The 18,510-nt window shown below is 59.0% G+C and carries 16 protein-coding genes; 3 read left to right on the forward strand and 13 right to left on the reverse strand.

From position 1 onward, the window contains the following. Window positions 1–52: 52 nt before the first annotated feature. A complete protein-coding gene (locus tag DSM3645_RS18525) occupies window positions 53–1,270 on the reverse strand; it encodes an anhydro-N-acetylmuramic acid kinase (RefSeq protein WP_002653815.1) in 1,218 nt (405 codons plus the stop codon). Window positions 1,271–1,462: 192 nt separating this feature from the next. Continuing rightward, complete coding sequence (locus tag DSM3645_RS18530) at window positions 1,463–2,221, reverse strand: gamma-glutamyl-gamma-aminobutyrate hydrolase family protein (RefSeq protein WP_002653816.1); 759 nt, start codon at window positions 2,219–2,221, stop codon at window positions 1,463–1,465. A 585-nt stretch (window positions 2,222–2,806) separates the two neighbouring features. On the opposite strand from DSM3645_RS18530, the gene DSM3645_RS18540 reads away from it, so the two are divergent. Further along, the gene (locus tag DSM3645_RS18540; RefSeq protein ID WP_002653818.1) at window positions 2,807–3,958 is read left to right on the forward strand and encodes a 3-oxoacyl-ACP synthase III; all 1,152 of its coding nucleotides are present in this window, start codon (window positions 2,807–2,809) and stop codon (window positions 3,956–3,958) included. Between the two features lie 196 nt (window positions 3,959–4,154). Here the strand turns inward: DSM3645_RS18540 and DSM3645_RS18545 are convergent, their stop codons facing one another. From DSM3645_RS18545 to DSM3645_RS18590, 10 genes are all read right to left on the reverse strand, one after another. Next, on the reverse strand, window positions 4,155–4,958 hold the full coding sequence (locus DSM3645_RS18545; RefSeq protein ID WP_002653819.1) for an enoyl-ACP reductase FabI: 804 nt from the start codon (window positions 4,956–4,958) through the stop codon (window positions 4,155–4,157). A gap of 4 nt (window positions 4,959–4,962) precedes the next feature. Next, window positions 4,963–5,394, reverse strand: a complete 432-nt coding sequence (locus DSM3645_RS18550) for a 3-hydroxyacyl-ACP dehydratase FabZ family protein (RefSeq protein ID WP_002653820.1) — start codon at window positions 5,392–5,394, stop codon at window positions 4,963–4,965. Between the two features lie 6 nt (window positions 5,395–5,400). Beyond that, the gene (locus DSM3645_RS18555) at window positions 5,401–6,852 is read right to left on the reverse strand and encodes a phytoene desaturase family protein (protein ID WP_002653821.1); all 1,452 of its coding nucleotides are present in this window, start codon (window positions 6,850–6,852) and stop codon (window positions 5,401–5,403) included. An 88-nt stretch (window positions 6,853–6,940) separates the two neighbouring features. After that, window positions 6,941–8,332 carry a phytoene desaturase family protein gene (locus tag DSM3645_RS18560; protein ID WP_002653822.1) on the reverse strand — a complete coding sequence of 464 codons (1,392 nt, stop codon included), beginning with the start codon at window positions 8,330–8,332 and terminating at the stop codon, window positions 6,941–6,943. A 74-nt stretch (window positions 8,333–8,406) separates the two neighbouring features. Then, the gene (locus DSM3645_RS18565; RefSeq protein WP_002653823.1) at window positions 8,407–8,658 is read right to left on the reverse strand and encodes an acyl carrier protein; all 252 of its coding nucleotides are present in this window, start codon (window positions 8,656–8,658) and stop codon (window positions 8,407–8,409) included. Window positions 8,659–8,683: 25 nt separating this feature from the next. Further along, window positions 8,684–9,937: a beta-ketoacyl-[acyl-carrier-protein] synthase family protein gene (locus DSM3645_RS18570; protein ID WP_002653824.1), complete on the reverse strand. Its 1,254-nt coding sequence runs from the start codon at window positions 9,935–9,937 to the stop codon at window positions 8,684–8,686. A gap of 91 nt (window positions 9,938–10,028) precedes the next feature. Further along, complete coding sequence (locus tag DSM3645_RS18575; RefSeq protein ID WP_002653825.1) at window positions 10,029–11,015, reverse strand: NAD-dependent epimerase/dehydratase family protein; 987 nt, start codon at window positions 11,013–11,015, stop codon at window positions 10,029–10,031. 38 nt (window positions 11,016–11,053) lie between these two features. Further along, window positions 11,054–12,022, reverse strand: coding sequence for a hypothetical protein (locus DSM3645_RS18580; protein ID WP_002653826.1), 969 nt, complete (start codon window positions 12,020–12,022; stop codon window positions 11,054–11,056). A 196-nt stretch (window positions 12,023–12,218) separates the two neighbouring features. Then, window positions 12,219–13,907, reverse strand: a complete 1,689-nt coding sequence (locus DSM3645_RS18585) for a fatty acid CoA ligase family protein (RefSeq protein ID WP_002653827.1) — start codon at window positions 13,905–13,907, stop codon at window positions 12,219–12,221. Between the two features lie 46 nt (window positions 13,908–13,953). Then, window positions 13,954–14,862, reverse strand: a complete 909-nt coding sequence (locus DSM3645_RS18590; protein ID WP_081444929.1) for an ATP-grasp domain-containing protein — start codon at window positions 14,860–14,862, stop codon at window positions 13,954–13,956. Between the two features lie 177 nt (window positions 14,863–15,039). Between DSM3645_RS18590 and DSM3645_RS18595 the strand changes: the two genes are divergently transcribed. Together DSM3645_RS18595 and DSM3645_RS18600 are read left to right on the forward strand one after the other, a co-directional pair. Beyond that, entirely contained in the window at window positions 15,040–15,408 is a 369-nt protein-coding gene (locus tag DSM3645_RS18595) for a hypothetical protein (RefSeq protein ID WP_002653829.1), read from the forward strand. A gap of 282 nt (window positions 15,409–15,690) precedes the next feature. Then, window positions 15,691–17,523, forward strand: a complete 1,833-nt coding sequence (locus DSM3645_RS18600; protein WP_002653830.1) for a WD40 repeat domain-containing protein — start codon at window positions 15,691–15,693, stop codon at window positions 17,521–17,523. 11 nt (window positions 17,524–17,534) lie between these two features. Here the strand turns inward: DSM3645_RS18600 and mch are convergent, their stop codons facing one another. Beyond that, a complete protein-coding gene (gene mch / locus DSM3645_RS18605; RefSeq protein WP_002653831.1) occupies window positions 17,535–18,476 on the reverse strand; it encodes a methenyltetrahydromethanopterin cyclohydrolase in 942 nt (313 codons plus the stop codon). Window positions 18,477–18,510 lie beyond the last annotated feature (34 nt).

Raw genomic sequence — 18,510 nt, forward strand, 5'->3', positions numbered from 1 at the left:
CTGACGACAATGGCCGAAAGGTTGGCGCCCGAACTCGAAATCGAGAAGCGATCTAGACCGCGTTGCGAAGCGGCATTTTTCCGCAGGGCGCCGTGGCGAGTTGTTCTAGACAATACTGCCAGTTGGCGGGACTTCCCGGCGTCGCTCTGCCGAGGACGCGGGCCGCTTTGGCGCCGGTCAGCGTGGTGACGTCGGCCGGAAAGCGTTCGAGAAATGCGAAGGCCAACAGCGCCGCGACGGCGGGGCCGATGATACGGGGATTCCAGCCCAGGTCCAGCGTCGTTTCGACCATCATATCCGTCCGCTGGCGGATCTTGTCAGCGATTTCCTCGACCCCAAGCGGCTCGCCCAGCAGGACGATTCGCTGCACGGCGGCCGATGTCGGCAGGTCGGCTTGGATCGCATGCGCGATCTGATCTTGCCAGAAACGTCGCAAGAGCGCTTCGCCTTGGTCGGCGTCGATGCGCCCATTGGCGGCTTGGAAAAATGGCTCCATGTCAAACAGATCAGGTCGCCAAATTGGAGTTTGATAGAGCGAGTCAATTTCGCGCCAGGCTTTTAACACCGCTTCAAACTGGCTTTTACCTGGCGTCGCCGATTGCACTTGTTCGAGCTGATCTTGCAGCAAGCGACCAGGCGCTACGGGAGACCAAAAGATCGGCGGAATTTCGGCGCCGACGCGGCGCGGCGGCACGAAATAGGCGTCGACCGTCTCGTCAAACGAAATCGCGATCGTCGGGCGACCTGCGCTGGACCACTGCGGCGGCGAAAAGAGGAGCCAGAGGGGAAGCGCGTCGAGCGGACCGCCGGTTCCGCCAGCGGCGATGTTGCGCTGGGCGAATGCGTCGATCACGGTCACGCCGGTCGCTTCGGCGACCAGTTCCGGCGCGCCGATCGTTTCGGGCGCCCAGGTTTCGCCGAGCCGTCGCCAGGCGGTAGGGCCGGACAGACCGACGGCGACTTGTCTTGGGTCGAGATCGACTTCGTGCAGCAGACGTTCGACGACGACGGTTTGCAACTCGGCGATCTGGCGCGAGAGCTCAACCTTTTCGCCGATTGGGAGCGGTTCTCCCTGCAGATGTCGGCGCAGCGTGACGGCGATCGGTTTCGGCAGTTCGACAAAACCTTCACTGACGATCTCGACAGCCGCTTCTAGTCCGCGTCCGCGAGTTGCGATGACGACGCCGTCGACAGTCTCTGCGCGCAGGCCGACCGAAGCGCCCAGAAACCAGCGCCGACGTTCAAGCGAGATGGTTGCATCCGATCTCACGGCCGTCCCTTCGCATCTAGGAATGGAACTGCAATCCGCCGTTTGAAAATCCGCTCTGAGGATTTTCCAAGTGATGAACCAGGGCGGCACTGCTGGACGAGCCAGCCAGTGGCGCACAAATTTGCCTCCAAAGGGTTGCGTCCCGCGACCGATTGCGGGCTCGATCGCGGGACGCCCCAGCTTTGTGTGCGACTAGACGCCGGCGGCGACCGCCGTGCGCGAAACGCCGTATTGGGCGTGGATGCCTTCGATGAATTCTTCGAAGATCCGCTGATCCAGGGCCGAGGCCGAGTCGGCTTCAGGGTGGAACTGCGTACCGATCGCAACCCAATCATCGCTCGCCCATTCGACCGCTTCGATCATGCCATCGGGGGCGCGAGCGGCGACTTGGAAACCGGGGGCGAGTTCATCGATCGCCATGTGGTGCATGCTGTTGACGCGGACTTCGCCGTCGCCGTAAATGCGGTCCATGATCGTGCCGGGAACTACTTCCAGGCCGTGACGATGACCAGCATCCAACGGATCTTTGTGAGGCAAAGCGGTCGGCACGTCGGCCGGAATGTGGAAGAACAGGTTTCCACCCATCGTAATATTCAGTAGCTGCATGCCGACGCCGATACCGAATACCGGCAGGCGGCGACGGACGACCAACGACATTAATTGGCGATCGAGATCTTCACGACGCGGTTCCATGGTGCGAACCGACGCATGACGCATGAAACCATCGCGATGCGGATCGAGATCGGGTCCACCGATAAACACGATTCCGTGCAGTCGATCGAGGATCGCATCCATATCAGCCGCTTCAGCAACCGGAGGAATTACTACGGGAATGCCGCCAGCAGCGATAATCGAATCGTAGTAACCTGCCCCGACAAACGAATAGGCGGGACGGTCATGGGTGGCCGGGCGATAATTGGCGTTCAAGCCGATCAACGGTTTGGATTGCATCTGGGACTTTCCTGTGTGGGCACATCATGTGCCGGAAAAATGGTGACCTACCCAAGACCACGGATCATCGGTTAACGCACCACAGGTCAGATTTCACCGATCCATCTCTAGAAGCAATTCCGGCGTGCACCAGCGTTGATCTTGTCCAAAGATCGCAACTTTGCTACACAGATTGCCCGCGAAAATTCGGTGCGTGGGCTGGCATGCCGCAGTCCTTCAGAATGCCTTCCCTGACCGAATTCGCACAGAGACGAATTGTTGTTGTGAAATCCTCTCTTGAGGCTTCGTTAACCACAGACCTCCATATCCGTAGTGTCTTGGGCAACGACCAGTCCAAGTCAGCCCAGATTGATAGCAAGACAGTCGAAGAGTTTAAGGATTGCGCGGACTTTAGCAATTGCCTTCACGATTTTGGGGCAGGCAGTGAGTGCTTGCACAACATCTTGTGTTGACTTGGTTTTGTAGCTGTTCGCTCTCGGTGCAACGCAACACCGATTCTGACCATGCCGACGGTTGCCGAAATGACCCTAAATCTATACATTGAGTAGGGTTAAAGCATTCTTTTCGCCTTCACTGGGCCGCTGCATGAATTTTCACAACGTCTGCCTAGAGTCGTTCGGATACGTTTTGCCGGCCGAAATTGTGACCTCCGATCAGTTGGAAGCTCGGCTGGCTCCGCTGTATGAGCGACTACGTTTGCCGGCTGGTCGGCTGGAACTGATGACCGGCATCCGCGAACGGCGATTTTGGTCGCCGGAGACGCTGCCGAGCGAGATCAGCATCGAGAGTGGCCGTCACGCGATCGAAGCGGCCGGGATCGATGTTGGTGAGATTGGCGCGTTAGTTCATGGCTCGGTATGTCGCGATCACCTGGAGCCTGCGACCGCGTGTCGCGTCCATCATGAGCTTGGCCTACGACAAGACTGCGTGATCTACGACGTCTCCAACGCGTGCCTGGGGTTGCTGAGCGGCGCCTTGCAGGTCGCCAGCATGATTGAGTTGGGACAGATTCGCGCCGGTTTGGTGGTCGGAACCGAAAATGGTCGCCAACTGGTCGACAACACCATCCGCACGCTCAACGAAGACAAGACGCTGACCCGCAACCAGATCAAGCTGGCGGTCGCGTCGCTGACGATCGGATCGGCCAGCTGCGCGATGTTGCTGTGCGATCGCGAGTTGAGTCAAACGCAAAACTTGTTGCATGCCGGCGCCGTCCGGGCGCATACGCAGCATCATCAGCTTTGCCACAGCATCGCCGGATCAGGCGAAACCGGCGTCGGCAGTCCGTTGATGCAAACCGATTCGGAACGGTTGATGGTCGAAGGAATCGAAGTGGGAGGCGCAACCTTCGAGGACTTTCTGCAGAAGTCACGTTGGAGCCGCGAAGAAATTCAACGCACGTTCAGCCATCAAGTCGGGCTGACGCATCGTCGGCTGGTGCTCGAGAAGTTGGGGCTGTCGGTCGACAATGATTTCGCCACCGTCCAGTGGCTCGGCAATACGGGCTCGGCCGCGCTGCCGGTCACGATGGCGATCGGCGCGCAGCATGGCCGCATCCAAGCTGGCGACAACGTTGCGATGCTGGGGATTGGTTCCGGCATCAATTGCGTGATGTTGGGCGTCGACTGGCAAGAGGCGCGCGTCAGCGGGGCAGGGGAGTTACCGGCGGAAGTTTTGGAGTTGCGATCGAACTCGGTTGGCCGCGATAGCTCTGCTATCGGAGCGGCGCAGCCGTAAGCGGATTCTGTTCGCGGATTGCAGCGGATGATGATTTTCGATTTTGATCCGCCGGACCAACTGCCGATGAGACGCCCACCGCGGATTAGGTCCGCTTACCGACTACGCAGGCCCAGATCGCGGAGCTATTCGGGCCAACCGGATGCCGTTATTGAAAATAGCGAAACGGGCTACGAAAAGAGTTGGGCGGCAGCATCTACTTGTTCATCGTCCGCTCAATAATGTCGCGATCAAAGTAGTTGATCGACATGCCGGCGTCGACGACCAGGTTTTGGGCTTGGATGCCGCTGCTCCGCGGGCTGAGCAAAAAGATGGCGACGTTCGCCGCTTCGTCGGTTTGCAGCGCCTGCTTCCGCGGGATCGCTTGTTCGGCGAACAGATAGGCGTCGACATAGCCGGGAATGCCGGCCGATGCGGATGTCTTGAGCAAGCTGGGTCCGACGGCGTTAAAGCGAACCTGCGAGAACTGGCTGAAGCTCTTCGCCAAGAACGCCAGCGACGAATCGAGCGCCGCTTTGATCGGCGCCATAAAACCGTAGTTCTCGCTGGCCATGCGGGTCGTCGAGATCGAGATCGTCACCACCGACGCATCGGGGGCGAACAGCTCTTTGAGCGCGTTGGAAAGCGCCGTTAGCGAGAAGCAGGAGATGTCGACCGCTTGCAGAAATTGCTTTTTGGTCGTCTCGTGAAACGGCCGCATGCCTTCGCTGTAATCGGCGAAGGCGATCGAGTGGACCAGTCCATGCACGACGCTATGCGTCGCGGCGATCTTGGCCGGCAGCGCGGCGATTTCAGCTTCGTGCTCGACATCGCAAACGTGGACTTCACGATTGGCCAGCAGTTTCGCCAGGCTTTCTTTGCGCGTCTCGCTGCGGACGACATAGACGACCGTCGCGCCTTCGCTTTCGAGCGATGCGGCGATCTTCCAGGCGATGCTTTTGCGGTTGGCGACGCCGCAGACGACGAAGGTTTTGCCTGATAGCTGGAGGAAATCGCTCACTCGATTACGCTCCCGGGGCCGGCGCCAAAGTACACGCAAAATCGAACCGGACGGCGACTTTGCCGTCGCAGGTCGCTTTCCCCTGCATGAAGAAGGCGTCGGCCATGCGCTCGGTCAGTTTCACTTCGATCTCGATCGTGTCGCCGGGACGGATCATCTTTTTGAACTTCACGTCGCTCAAGCGGGTCGCGACCGGAACGCCTTTGCCTTCGGCGGCGAACTTCGACAGCAGGATCGCGCCGCACTGCATCGTCGCTTCGCACAGGATGACGCCGGGAACGAGCGGAAAGTCGGGATAGTGTCCCTGGAAAAAGTATTCGTCGGCGTTAAAGGTCTTGCGGCAAACGATCGTGTCGTCGTCTTGGCGCACGATTTCGTCGACCAGCAACATCGGCGGTCGGTGAGGAATCGCCGCGTAAATGGCTTCGCGTGTCATGAATGCTTATTTTGTGGTGGAAGCGAAAGGGTTCTTTTCGGCCGACTTCAAAAGATAGGCGTCGACGTCGTTCGAGACGATCACTCCGTAGTTGATTGCGCCTAACCAGCCCGACATGATGATGCCGACGCTGCCGGCATGGTAGAGTCCCGGCAGTTGTTCGGGCAAGGCGCGGCTGACGGCCAAGCCTTCAAACTTGGTGCCAAAGCTCGAACCAAGGTTGTGCTTGGTGTAGTGCTGGAAGGTGCGGGGAGTCGACGCTTCGGCATGGTCGATCCGATCGCGGATGTTCGGCACGTATTTCTCGATCGCGTCGAGCGTCGTTTCGACCAGGTCTTGTTTGCTCGCTTCGTATTCGTCTTCCGGCAAGTTCGCCCAATCTTCGTAGCGCGCGTTGGTGCTGGAGACGATCAAACAGCGCGGGCGACCTTCGGGCCGCGTGCGCGGATAGTAGAACGAATAGGTGCGGCTGGTGATGTCGCGGCTTAGCAGCAGATCGGTGCGGAAGGTCTCGGCCGTACTGCTAAAGAGCAAGTCGCCGGTTTCTTCGGGGACGAGCTCTTCCGGCTTCAGTCCCATGTAAACTTGCGTGCTCGAGTTGTTCAGTCGAACCGCTTTCGCTTCGTCGATAAACTTCGGATCAAACTTGTCTTCGCCGACCAGTTCCAGCACGGTGGCGCGCAGGTTGGAGTTGGAGACGACCGAGCCGGCTTTGATCGTGCGGCCGTTGATGACGACGCCGGAGGTGCGGCCATTTTCGACCAGCACTTTTTCGACATCGCAGCGTATGCGGATATCGACTCCGCTTTTCTTTAGATCGGCTTCCATCAAGTTGATCAGCCGATCGGTCCCTCCTTCAAAGGTGAAGACCCCTTTGGACATGAAGTTCGAGAAGACGATGCCGTAACTGATCGCCGGATCTTCCAGCGTCGAACCGTTGGCGTAGGTGATCGGCTCCATCAGCAGCCGGATCACATCTTCGCGACCGGGGAAGAAGCGATCAAACAGCTCACGCGTCGTCGTCTGTTGATCGTCATAAAAGTTCATCTGCCGGGCCGCGTCAAAGAACGCGTGGACCGTTTCGGCGGGAACTTGAAACTGCTCAATCAGCAGCTTGGTGAAATCTTCGCGATTGAACGAAGTGGTGAGCGAGAACATCGGGTTGTCGAACCGGATGTTTTTCAGCTGCACGATGGAGTCAGCGATTTCGCGCGTCCAATAGCGTTTGCAGCTTTTGATCATGCCGATCGGAAAGCCGTGCAGTGAGATGTCAAAGATATGACCGCCGGGGCGCTTGAACCAGGTCGCCATCCCCCCGAGCTTGTAGTGTTGTTCGCAGAGAAGGACCGATCGGCCGGCGCGGGCCAGCGTGTTGGCGGCGGTCATGCCGGCCAATCCGCTGCCGATCACCACGACATCGTAATAGTCTTTCGCTCCGGCGAGAAAATCTTTCGGCATGCGTAAACTCGACCTGATCTCGTAATTCTAATGTTCGGAAGTAGCGTTGGCCGCTTGGGAGGGGGCAGAGCGGCGACGCGCCAAATGCTTAGCTGGCGGCTTGCAAGACGTGCCGATTGGCGATCGACAAACCGCTGACGATCGACCCTATGATACCGACAAAACCTTGATCTGTCCCGCAGATGTAAAGGTCTTTCAGATGCGTTTCGCCGCTCAGCCGCTTTTCGGGCGCTCCATACACGGCGCCGTTGTCGTGCCAGGTGTAACGATGGATCGTTTTCGGCGTAAACATGTCGGTCGCGACGATATGGCGGCGAAAATCAGGGATAAAGCGAACCGCCGATGCGACCGCCTGGTCGTACCATTTCAGTTTCGCTTGTTGATAATCGGCGTCCGACATGGTGGTCCAGCGCTCAAAGTTGGCCAGCGTCGTGATCCGCATGAAACCTTCGTCGAGCTGCACGTCACCTGGGTAGACAAAATTGTTGGGCGAACAAATCACGCCGGTGCGCGTATCGCAAATCTCGTTGCGCGGCATTTCCCAGTGGAACTTATTGGAGTCGTTGTAAAAGACGATCGTCGGATCGAATCCGACGTCACGCGGCTGCTGATTGAGGACCGAGATGCTCTCGATAAAGCTCAGCACGCCAGGCGAGCCTTCCAGCTTCTCTTGAGGTTGCCCGCACATCCGCATCGTCTCGAACCAACCGGCCGAAGAGATGATCTTGCGCGCCTGCAACTCTTCGCCGCTGTCGAGCACCACGCCGACCGCTTTGTCGTCGTCATGCACGATGCGCTGCACGCCGTTGCGCAGACGAAGTTCGCCGCCAAGTTCGCGATATTTGCGAACCAGATTTTTCAGCAGCAATCGAACCCCTTTTAGCGGTCGGGCGAACCCTTCCAGGAAGATGCTGCGAAACATGATGCAGAACTGGCCCCAGTCCATGTCGGTTTCGCGAGCATTTCCGTACCACATCAGCGGACAGAGGAGCATCTCGACCAGCAGCGGATCGCCGAGCGTTTCGCCCAGGATGTCGCGTGCCGAGCCTGCGTAGTTGTCATCCGAGATATCGTCGTAGTCGATGATGCTGCCGAGCAGGCGCTCAAACGCGTCGCTCTTGCCGGGGAATTTGGCTGCGATTTCGCTTTTTAGCAGTTCGATATCGTTGTCGAACGCCAGCGAAACGTCGGGAAACGCGATCATCGATCCCCGTTGTTCGCACAGCGCGAACTCTTCCCACTTGAACCGCAGCTGCCGCAAGAGCCGACCGAGCGGCCCGCGACGATCCCCCTTGGGGGCATAGTTGGTGACCGCATGCAAGCCGACGTCAAAATCACGTCCGGCCATGCGATAGAACGAATTGAGCCCACCGATGGTGTAGTGGCGCTCCAGGATGCAAACGTTCTGGCCGTAGTAGGCGAGCCGGATTCCGGCCGCCAATCCCGACATCCCAGCGCCAATGATGATCACGTCGTACATGGTGCTGCTGCTAGGAAATGCGAACGGTTACTGGGCGAGCGGCGTCAGCTGACGCCGCTTGCTGAGGGGCCTGATTACAGGTCTTTCATCTTCGGCTCGAGATAGGCGACGGTGCTCGCCATCGAAGCGAGTTCCGTGTATTCCTCTTCCGGAATCTGCACGCGGTGACGCTTGCGGAGTTCCATGACAATGTCCAGGAAGTCCATGCTGTCGAGCTCGAGTTGCTCGCGAAAGGGCTTCGCGTCGTCGATGTCGGAGATGTCGTCATCCGGGGCGATGTCGCGCAAGATGTCTAGAACTTCCTCACGAATTTCCGCTGGCGTCACTGCGTTCTATCTCCTGCGTTGCCGCTTAAAGTTTGCGAATAATGGCCACTGAGTTGATCCCTAACATACCGAACGAATTGTTCAGGATGTAACGGACCGGCCCAATTTCTTTCGGTTCGTTGATCACCAGACCCGGCAGTTGGCAATCGGGATCAAGATCATCGACATTGATGGTCGCATGCACGACGCCGTCTTCAAACGCCGGCAAGTTGCCTGACATTTCTAAGGCGCCGGCCGCTCCCATCGCATGACCGATGAAGCTCTTCGTATTGTTGATGTAGGTTTTGGTGCTCTTGCCGAACACGCGCCGCAGAGCGTCGCACTCTTGCGAATCCCCCAGCGTTGTACCGGTCGCATGCGTACTGACAATGTCAATTTGTTCGGCAACCAGTCCGGCTCGCTTCAGCGCTAGTTCGACGCATTGCGCTTGACGCTCGGGATTGGGGAGCACAAAGTCGGTCGCGTCGGTATTCATCGCGTAACCGGCCAGCTCACCGTAAATCTTAGCGCCGCGCTTTTTCGCGTCCGAAAGTCGCTCCAGCACGTAAACGCAGCCTCCTTCGGCCACCACGATGCCGTTGCGGGCCTTATCAAAGGGACGCGACGCTTGCGCTGGCACGTCGTGATGCGCTAGGGCGCCCTGACTTTTGAAGCCGGCGAAAATGCCAAACGTGTGGATACTTTCCGATACCCCCCCGGCCAGCGCTAGATCGCAGTCGCCCAGACGCAGCATTTGGGCGCCTTGGATGAGGCCGGCGTTTCCGGCGGCGCAAGCGGCGCCGATGGTGTAATGCGGTCCGGTGATCTCGCGGTTCAGGCAGATTTCGCCCGCCGGGTTGTTGGCCACGGTGCGGGGATTGTGGTGGTGCGACCAGCAACTTGTGTCGTAGTCGTACCCCTTCAGCTCGTAGACTTCGTTTTCGGTCTCGACGTTGCCGTGCTCGGTCACGCCGATGTAAACGCCGACTTGGCTTTTATCGGTATTTTCCCAATCGATCCCCGAGTCGGCGATCGCTTCTGACGCGCAGTAGATGCCGATGCTGCCGGCTCGCGTACCGCGGCGAACTTCCCGTTTCGTCTGATGCCGGGTCGCTTCGTAGTCGCAGATTCCGGCGAGCGTGTCGCCGACATAGCGAATGTGGTAGTTCTGGACGCCGCTCTTGCCCGCCAACAGCGCAGACCGGTACTCAGCATACGAATTGCCATTCGGAGCGGTCAGGCCGATCCCCGTAATAACGATGCGTTGCGAATCCGGAAGTTGGTCGGGGCCCGCGATCATGAACTGCTGCCGAAGGGTCGAGAGAAACAGTCCAAACTACCGACTCCCCTGCATGTTGACAAGATATGCAGGACGAATGAAGCGGCGTCGATTAGAGGGTTTCGGCCAAACGCCGCATCCCCTCTTTCATGTTAATTTGCGGCTGATAGCCAAAATCGCGCCGCGCCGCCGAGAGGTCAAAATAATGATTGGTCGCCAGCTGAGCCGCCAAAAATCGGGTCATCCGCGGTTCGGTGTCATATTTTCGGGCAATTTTATACGCCGTCTCCAGCAACCGGCCGATCGCGAATGCGGCGCGATACGAGATTTTCCGCTCTAGCTTCGGAATTTTGGCCAATTCCAGCAGCTCGTTGATCCAATCCCAGCAGACGACCGGTTCCCCCTGGCTGAGGAAATACGCGTTGCCGCAAACGGCGCCGCCAGCGACCAGCGCAGCGGCGGCCTGCAGATGCGCGACGGCGGCGTTTTCGACATAGATCATGTCGACCCTGTTTTTTCCGTCGCCGACGATCCGCAATTTCCCGCTCTTGGCTCGCTGGAGTAAACGGGGAATCAAATGTTGATCGCGCGGCCCCCAAATCAGATGGGGACGCAGCGCACAGGTCAACAATTTTCCGGGCTGATTCGCGGCCAGCACTTGCTGTTCGGCGATCGCTTTGCTGCGGGGGTAATGTGCGAGCCAGCGGGTTGGATAGGGAACCGACTCGTCGACTCCGTTTTGATCGGTTCCGTCAAAGGTGACGCTCGGGCTGCTGGTGTAAACCAACTTGCCGACCCCGTGCTCTCGGCAGCCGGCCAGGATATTTTGCGTGCCGACGACGTTCGCTTGGTAAAAATCTTCCCAACGTCCCCAAATGCCGGCGATTGCGGCGGTGTGGAAGACGACGTCCTGATCGGCGCAGGCTTGCGAGACGATCTGCGCATCGGCGACATCGCCCCGCAGGCAGTTGACTCCGATCGCCGCCAGATCGGGATAGTCGCGCCGCCCGAGGACGCGTACTTGATCGCCGCGCGCAAGCAACTGCTCGACGATATATCGTCCCAAAAAACCGCCGCCGCCGGTGACAAGCGCTCGCACCAGATTCGCCTATTTACCAAGAGCCCTGTTGCCAAAAATCAGTCGAGACCTTCGATCATCGATCGGGGGATCTTAAAGCGAAACGATCCACCGTCGCCGACTGCCTGGCCGGGTAAGTCGAGATAGAGATTTTGCACCGTCTGGGGATTAAAGTCTTCGCCGACGTCAAACACCACCGAATCGGTCCCTTCGTCCTTCGGCGCGAACGTTTTCTCCGGCGTGTTCCACTTCAGTTTGGCGATGTCGTCAAAGCGAAGCGGATAGTACGTGTTGCGCTGTTCGTCAGAAAGCTGCGCGGTGCGAAAGCCGGCCGGCGATTTGAATTCGGTGCCGTACCAGGTTTTAAAATCAATCGGACTCCCCGAACGGTTCGCCAGTTCGAGATAGACGACCATGAACGGGCGTCCCGACGTGACCAATTCGCCTTTCTCGTCTTGCCCGCGAACTTCGCCCCATTCGACATGATGGACCTTCACGCGTAGCCCGTCGATTCTCAGGTTTCTCTTCGACGCGTCGGCCCAATTGATGTAATAGTTGGGGTCGTTTTCCGATTTGTCGAGGACATCTTGAATTCGGTTGCCGACGTTGGTATTCGTTTCGGTGGCGACCACTTCGACTTCTTCGCCGCCGCCGCTGCTGCTGCCCATGATCAGATATTTCGCGACCGCGAAAACCAGAAAGAGCGCCACGGCGCCGAAACCGCCGGCGGCGATGTTGAAGATCAATTTCTCGTGCTGTTTAAAGAATGAGACGCCGGCCTCTCCGTCGGCGGGCTCTTCTCCTGCGCCGCCAGGCGGCGCCGATTGCGGCTGCTTGGGAGGCGCTGGCGCAGATTTACGACCCGGTGATTTGGGGCGCGTTTGAATCACTGGCGGCGCAGCGGCCGCGGGCGCAGCCGGCATGTCGGGAACCAAGAAGACGCCGCTGCAGGTCGGGCACTGCACCTGAGTTCCGGCAGCCGATTGAATTTCGAGCACGGTCGTACAGTGGGGACATCGCAGTTGCATTTTGACGTTGCGCTTTTCGAAAAAGTGAGGTGGCGCTGCGGGCTAGTGTGCTGATTCTCGGTTTGACTCCGACCGTGCTTTACCGTTCTTCATCCGTGGCTTTACCGTGTTCTATTTCTTAGCTTTTCGTACAGGTCGAATCACTTCACGATAGTTGCAACGGGCCAAGACTCTCCGATTTTGTGACCCATCTATTTTAGTCTTGCGACGGTTCGTTGAGACGCTCCTCGGCCCAAACGGCGAGCTTTTCGCGAAAAATCTTGGCATTGTGACGGATATCGACCGGAAATGCAGGGTGCAGCAGAAAATCGTGTATCGTTTCGGTCAGCGGATGAGCGGCGCACAATTGACGCACTTCTTCTAGCAACGCGTCGATCGCTTCTCTGGACTGCGGGTACTTGTCGGACCAAGGCTCGACAATCATCACCGGAAATTGGTCACCCGGCTCGCCGACGCCGACCAGCGCACTGCGGAAGATGCTGGCGTGATTGTTGGCGATCGCTTCGCACGGAATCGTGAACATATCGCCGTCGATCGTCCGCACGCGATGCGCTTTGCGCCCGCAAAACCAAAAGCGATCTTCCGCATCGAGATAGCCGACGTCTCCCATTCGATGCCAGATTCGCTCGCCATCGGCGATCTTCGCCGCTTGGGTCGCCGCTTCGCTGGTGAAATAGCGGTGCGTCACCACCGGGCCGGTCACGATCAATTCGCCGATCTCTCCTTCGTCGACCGCTTCGCACTGGTCGAGCGTCGCGATGTCGGCGTCGGTGATGCGAATCACGCGCCATTGGATGCCGCTGAAGCGCCGGCCGACGCAAGTTCCGGCGCCTTGGGCGGAAGCGAGCTCGGTTCCGTCGAGCACTTCGCTGGCGGCGATCGATGCGATCGGCAGCGCCTCGGTCGCTCCGTACGGCGTATAGATGTCTCCATCCGCGTGAATTGCGTTCTTCATCCGCCGCAGCACATGCGGCGGCACCGGCGCGCCGGCCGAGAGGACGCGTTTTAACGAGGGGAGACGAATCTCGTGCTGCTCGCAATAGAGACCGACTTTGTTCCAGACCGCCGGCGATGCGAACGACTGCGTGATTTGCCAGTCGTGGATCGGTTCGATGATGTTCAGCGGATTGACGGCGGCGGGGCGACTTGCGTCCATCTCGGGAATGACCGACGTCACGCCCATCGCGCTGTTGAAGAGGCCGAATAGCGGAAAGCCCGGCAAGTCGATCTCGCCTGGCTGAATGTCATAGCGATCGCGGATCTGCTGGACTTGTTCGTAGAAACCTTCATGCCGAAATAGCACGCCTTTGGGAGGCCCCGTGCTGCCGGTCGTGAAGATAATCGCCGCCGGATCATCCGCGGCGGCGGCCACCGGCTGAAAGTGGCTCGCGTCCGTTTTGCGCAAATCGTCGATCGTCGGACCACCCCAGAACCAGCGGCGGCCGACGGTGACGTTCATTTTGGCTTGTCCGTAGCGCCGCCCCATCAGAACGCGGACCGCTTGCACGATCGAAATTGCGACAAAGCCTTCCGGTTCGACCTGGTCGAGACAACGCAGCAAATTTTTCCGTCCCATTCCCGGATCGATCAGCACGCTGACCGCGCCAACCTTGAACAGCGCGAAGACCAGCGAGACAAAGTCGATGCTTGGTTTTACTAGCAACGCGAGTCGCGTGCCGGGGGTGACGCCGAGCGCGGCCAGACCGGCCGCCAGACGCGTGCTGTCGGCTTCTAGCTGGGCGAACGTGATCGTCTGATAGACGCGGCGACCATCGGCGTCACGTCGGCCAGGCGTCGCGATCGCAACAGCATCTCCTCGCTCCGCAGCGACTTGCGCCAGGAGAAGGCCGACGTTTTTTGAGGTGGACGAAGCGGCGGTCGTCACAAGACTTACCGTTGAACGAGAGCGAAATGGATCAAAGCTCGGTAATCTAGGCCGCCGAGCCGCTCTTCACAACCGCCCGAACGTGGGAAAGCAGTTCGAGAGCGATGTCGCACTCGCAAGCGGCGGCTAGCGCTTTCCAACCGGGAACGCCGTTTACCTCGAGCAAATAGAGATTCCCATCGCGCCCCGGCAGCAGATCAACGCCGGCCATCTCGAGCCCGATCGCGTCGAGCGCCACATTCGCGATTTCCAATTGTTCCGTCGTCGGCGTATGCGATCGACTGACGGCGCCGCGCTGCACGTTGGTTCGCCAGTCGCTGACGCTATGCCGCGTCATTCCCCAGGTTTTGCCGCCGATGGACAGCACGCGAATGTCGTAGCCATCGTGGGGGATGAACTTCTGCAGGAATAAGACCGAGTCGGTCCGGGCCAGCGTTTTAAAGACCCGCTCGGCCAAGTCGGGCGACTCGACGCGCATGATTCCGCGTCCTTCGCCCCCAAATAGGGGTTTGACGACGACGTCTCCTCCCAACGTTTCGTACGCGGCGAGCGCGTCTTCCCACGACTCACAAACATGCGTCGGGGGAACCAAAACGCCGCTGGCCGCCAGACGGGAGAGCGTTAGGTACTTGTCGATCGCGATTTCAAGGCTCCGCGGCGAATTTAAAACGGCCGTTCCTTGCCGCTGCAACTCGGCCAGCCAGTTCATGCGATAGATGACTTGCTCGAGACTTCCCAGCGGCATCGTCCGGACTAGCAGTGCTGGCAAACCGTCGGCCTGGTGAAGATCGTCGTACGCAAAATGGAGCGCATCGCCGACGGTCGCTTGGAAGCGGCGGAAGTTGATCCACTGAATCTCGACATTCGCCATCTTTGCGGCGGCGCGGGCCAAGTCTTGGCCGTACCAGCTATCAGCGGCTGCGAGCAATCCGACCAGCAGAGGGGAGTGGGACATGAAATAGGGCCGAAAGCAGGTCCGGATCAGAATAATCGTGAAATCGCAAATAATCAGTTCAATCGTTACAGTCGAACTGCCGATCACCATAGTGACAGAATCCAATGCCCGCTAGCCGTGGCCGCAAACCCAAGGGCAGCATCGTAGAAGTCAACGTTCAGGGTCGGGAACCGAAATATGCAAGTCAAAGTCTACGTACCGAAAACCGTCGAAATTCCGAGCGAATACTTGCCCGCACTCGTGCAACGCGCCAACGAGAACTTGGGTGAAACCGGACGCGCCATCGCCGCATCACGCGGCCATCTGGTGCGTCAGGCCGTCCGTGACGGTCTGCTGCGCGAACTCGATCACTTGATGAGTGAAGATGACGCGGTCGATCTCTACTGCGATCCCGGCAGTGAGATTCCGCTAGAAATCGAAAATCGCACCGTCACGCTAACCGAACTTCTCGAAGCTTTGCAAAACAAGAAAGCTTCGTGGGGGATCAAATCAGAAGATCTCGCTGACAAGCAGCCCGGCATCACTCCGCGACGCCGAGCGGCCTAGTTCTCCCAGGATTGCGGCCGCAAATGGGGCAAGACGTCTCCCGGCAGGACGTGCTATCAACGCACGTCCTGCTCTCGTTTCTTGGCAATTTAGGCCGGCGGGGGGTGACTCTTTCGGTCAGTCGAAATCTAGCGGCCAAGCTAGTTGTCCCATCCAAATTCGTTTCATGCCGCATGTTACGCGTCAAAACCCGATCATTTCCTACATCAGCAAACATTGTTATTTCGGCGGCATGGGTCGAGTGACATTTCAGGGTGCAGCGACGGGCAGGCGGAATCAAAAATGCAAACGGAGCTAACGAGTCGCAGAGCCGATTGTCCGCTTTGCGGAACGGCTCTAAAACGCGACGAAGATAGCATCCGCGATCTGTGGAATTGCCACGGTTGCGGCATGTCGATCGAATTGGCGCAGCAGCGCGAACCGCTGGTCGAAGTTGCGCCTTCGCAACCGCTGCGAGCCGACCAAGACGAAGACCAACTGGATCGCTGGCTCTCTGGCAAGCCGATCGAACAAAAGACGCCGCCGATCTCGCGGCGTTTGCATCGTTGGGCGCAAGAGAACTGGGGCGCCGTCACCTGTTTCCTGATCGCACTGCTCGGGATCTCTGGATTGGCCGCACATGCGATGCAAAATAGCGTCGTTGCACAACGGCAGTTGGCCGATGAGCGGGACTCGCATGCCGCGACGCGCCGCCTGGCGGCTCAGCGAGACGAAGAGTTGCGAATCTTGGTCGATTCGGCGCAGATCAAATCGCGTTCGATCGGCAAGCAGTTAGACCAGGCCCGCCTCGATGCACGCCGAGACCTTTCGCTTCGCTTGGCGGACGAGGCGACCCGGCTGGAATTGTCGGCCCCCCATCGTTCGCTGATGCTGGCCGCCGAATCGGTTGAAATCGCTCGCGCCACGAAGCAACATCCAGCCTCGGGCGCCGTGCAGGTGCTGTTTGATCAACTCCAAGATCAAGCCCAAATGCAGTCGTCAGGGCACGCTGAGACGATCCGCTCGATCGCATTTAGCGCCGATGGAGCGATGTGGGCCAGCGGCGGCGATGACAATCGCGCGATCCTGCACGCGATGCAAAGCCAACGTGCTGCGATTCCGCTGGAAGCGCATTGGAGCCGCGTCAGTCAGGTACGGTTTTCTCCTGATTCGCGCAAATTGGCGACCGCCAGTTTTGACGCGACAATTTGTCTCTGGGACGTGCGGGCCAACGACGTGGCGCAATCGCCGGTCGTGCTGTCTGGTCATGACGAACGCGTCCTCTCGATCGACTTCAGCGCTGATTCACGCTGGTTGCTTTCCGCCGCTCAAGCCGCGCCGGGCAGTCCCAGCGAAATCCTGCTTTGGGATCTGCAGGCCAAGGGGCATCCGCATGTCACGCAAACCTTGGGGCAACACTTCGGGCGCGTCCATGCGGCCAAGTTGAGCCCTGACTCGCGTTGGGCGTTCACCTCCTCGGCCGACGGATTTGTGCAACTATGGCGGCTGAATCCGAAAAGCGGCGATCGCTTGACCGTCGCGATGCGAGCGCGGCATGGACTGACCGATCGCGTCTTCTTTTCGCCCGATAGTTCGCAGTTGGTGACCGTGTCAGAGGGGAACAACGGCGAGTGCGTCGTCCGTCGCTGGAGTCTGGGCGAAATGATTCATCCTGAAGTTATCGCCACGCTGGAGATCGCGCCGTTGGCGGCCGATGTCGACTTCGCCCAGGGACGCGTCGCGATCGGCGGCGAGCAAGGCGCAATCAAAGTGATCGCTTGGAACAGCAATGTCGTGACGCCGGTCGTGGGTCATGAACAGCGAATTCAGCTTGTCCGATTCTTGCCCGGCGGTGCGCTCGCTTCGATTGACATGCAAGGCTGGATTCGCCGGACAAATTTGAGCGGCGAAGAAGAGGTCGCGCTCGGCGTTAAACTGCCGCAAATCGCAGGTCAAACCGAAACGGCGGCGATCTCCGCCGACGGCCAATGGGTCGCGGTGACCAATGACAAACAGGAGGTCATCATCCGTCAACTTGACCCCGCCGTACTGATGGGCGTCGCGTTTGAGCGGCTGCGATCGATCGGCGGCGGTGTCGAAGTGATCGCTACGAAGCCGACAAAAGAACGACGTTAGAAAAAAGTTCTCTAGACGCCGAAGCTCTCGCGCAACAACTCCGGCGACGTTTCGCCAAAGACCTGCCGCTTGTTGGTCTTGACTGGGATGAAGGTCACCTGGGCCGGACTGAAGAGCATCGGGTCGATCTGGTAGAAGTCAAACTTGGCGTCGCGCAAAATCTTCTCAAACGGCGTTCCGTACGCCGACGAACTGCTGCTGGGAATTTGGGGGCCAATCTGGGCGATTTCGTCTTCATCGGCATCCACCCACAAGGTGACTTGGCCGCCGTACAGGATCGCGTCGTTCGTGCGGCCAATGCCTTGCACGTCGTTGGCTGAGAGCGGCGGCAGCGGCGCCGTGCCTTCGGCACGCACGATTTTCCGCAGATCAAAATGAAGTTCGTGTAATTTGTGCAGCGCGGTTTCGACGCTTCGCGCGACGATCTGCACATGGCCGGCTCGGCTCGCGGTTCGCGCGACCAACAGACGCAACTGTTGCGGTTCAACGCTGCACTGTTTCGCCAAGTCGGCGCAAACCTCATCCGGCGGAATTTGCGCCGTTTCTAACACGCCGACGGCGACCTCGGCCGATTCGGCGAAGCCAAGTTCGGTGATCAGCGGTTCTTTGTCGGCGCAGGCCCGCATCGCGCCCGAGGCCATCGCAAAGAAGTCCCCTTGCTGCACTTTCCAGCCGGCGTATTGCGAACCCATGCAAGCGAGGACCGGCTGATCGGTTTGGACCAGGACGTCCAGCGGAACTCCCGGCAGTTGGCCAGGCAGAAAACGAACTTCCCCCAATCCGGCCAGACAGACTTCGGCCATCTTGATTCCTGCTTCGCCGCCGCCGGTCGCGTTGACTCCCAGGTCCAATATTTGCACGCCGCAACGGCTGTGACTGACGATTGCCTGAAACTGCTCTGGCTGGTCGACGATCGCCTGCGCTGCGGCCCAAGCGCGTTGGTTCAGGTTCAAGAGGGGGGCTCCGTGAGTGAAGTTGCTAACCCAT

It is taken from the genome of Blastopirellula marina DSM 3645, from assembly GCF_000153105.1.
Classification (GTDB): Bacteria; Planctomycetota; Planctomycetia; order Pirellulales; family Pirellulaceae; genus Blastopirellula; species Blastopirellula marina.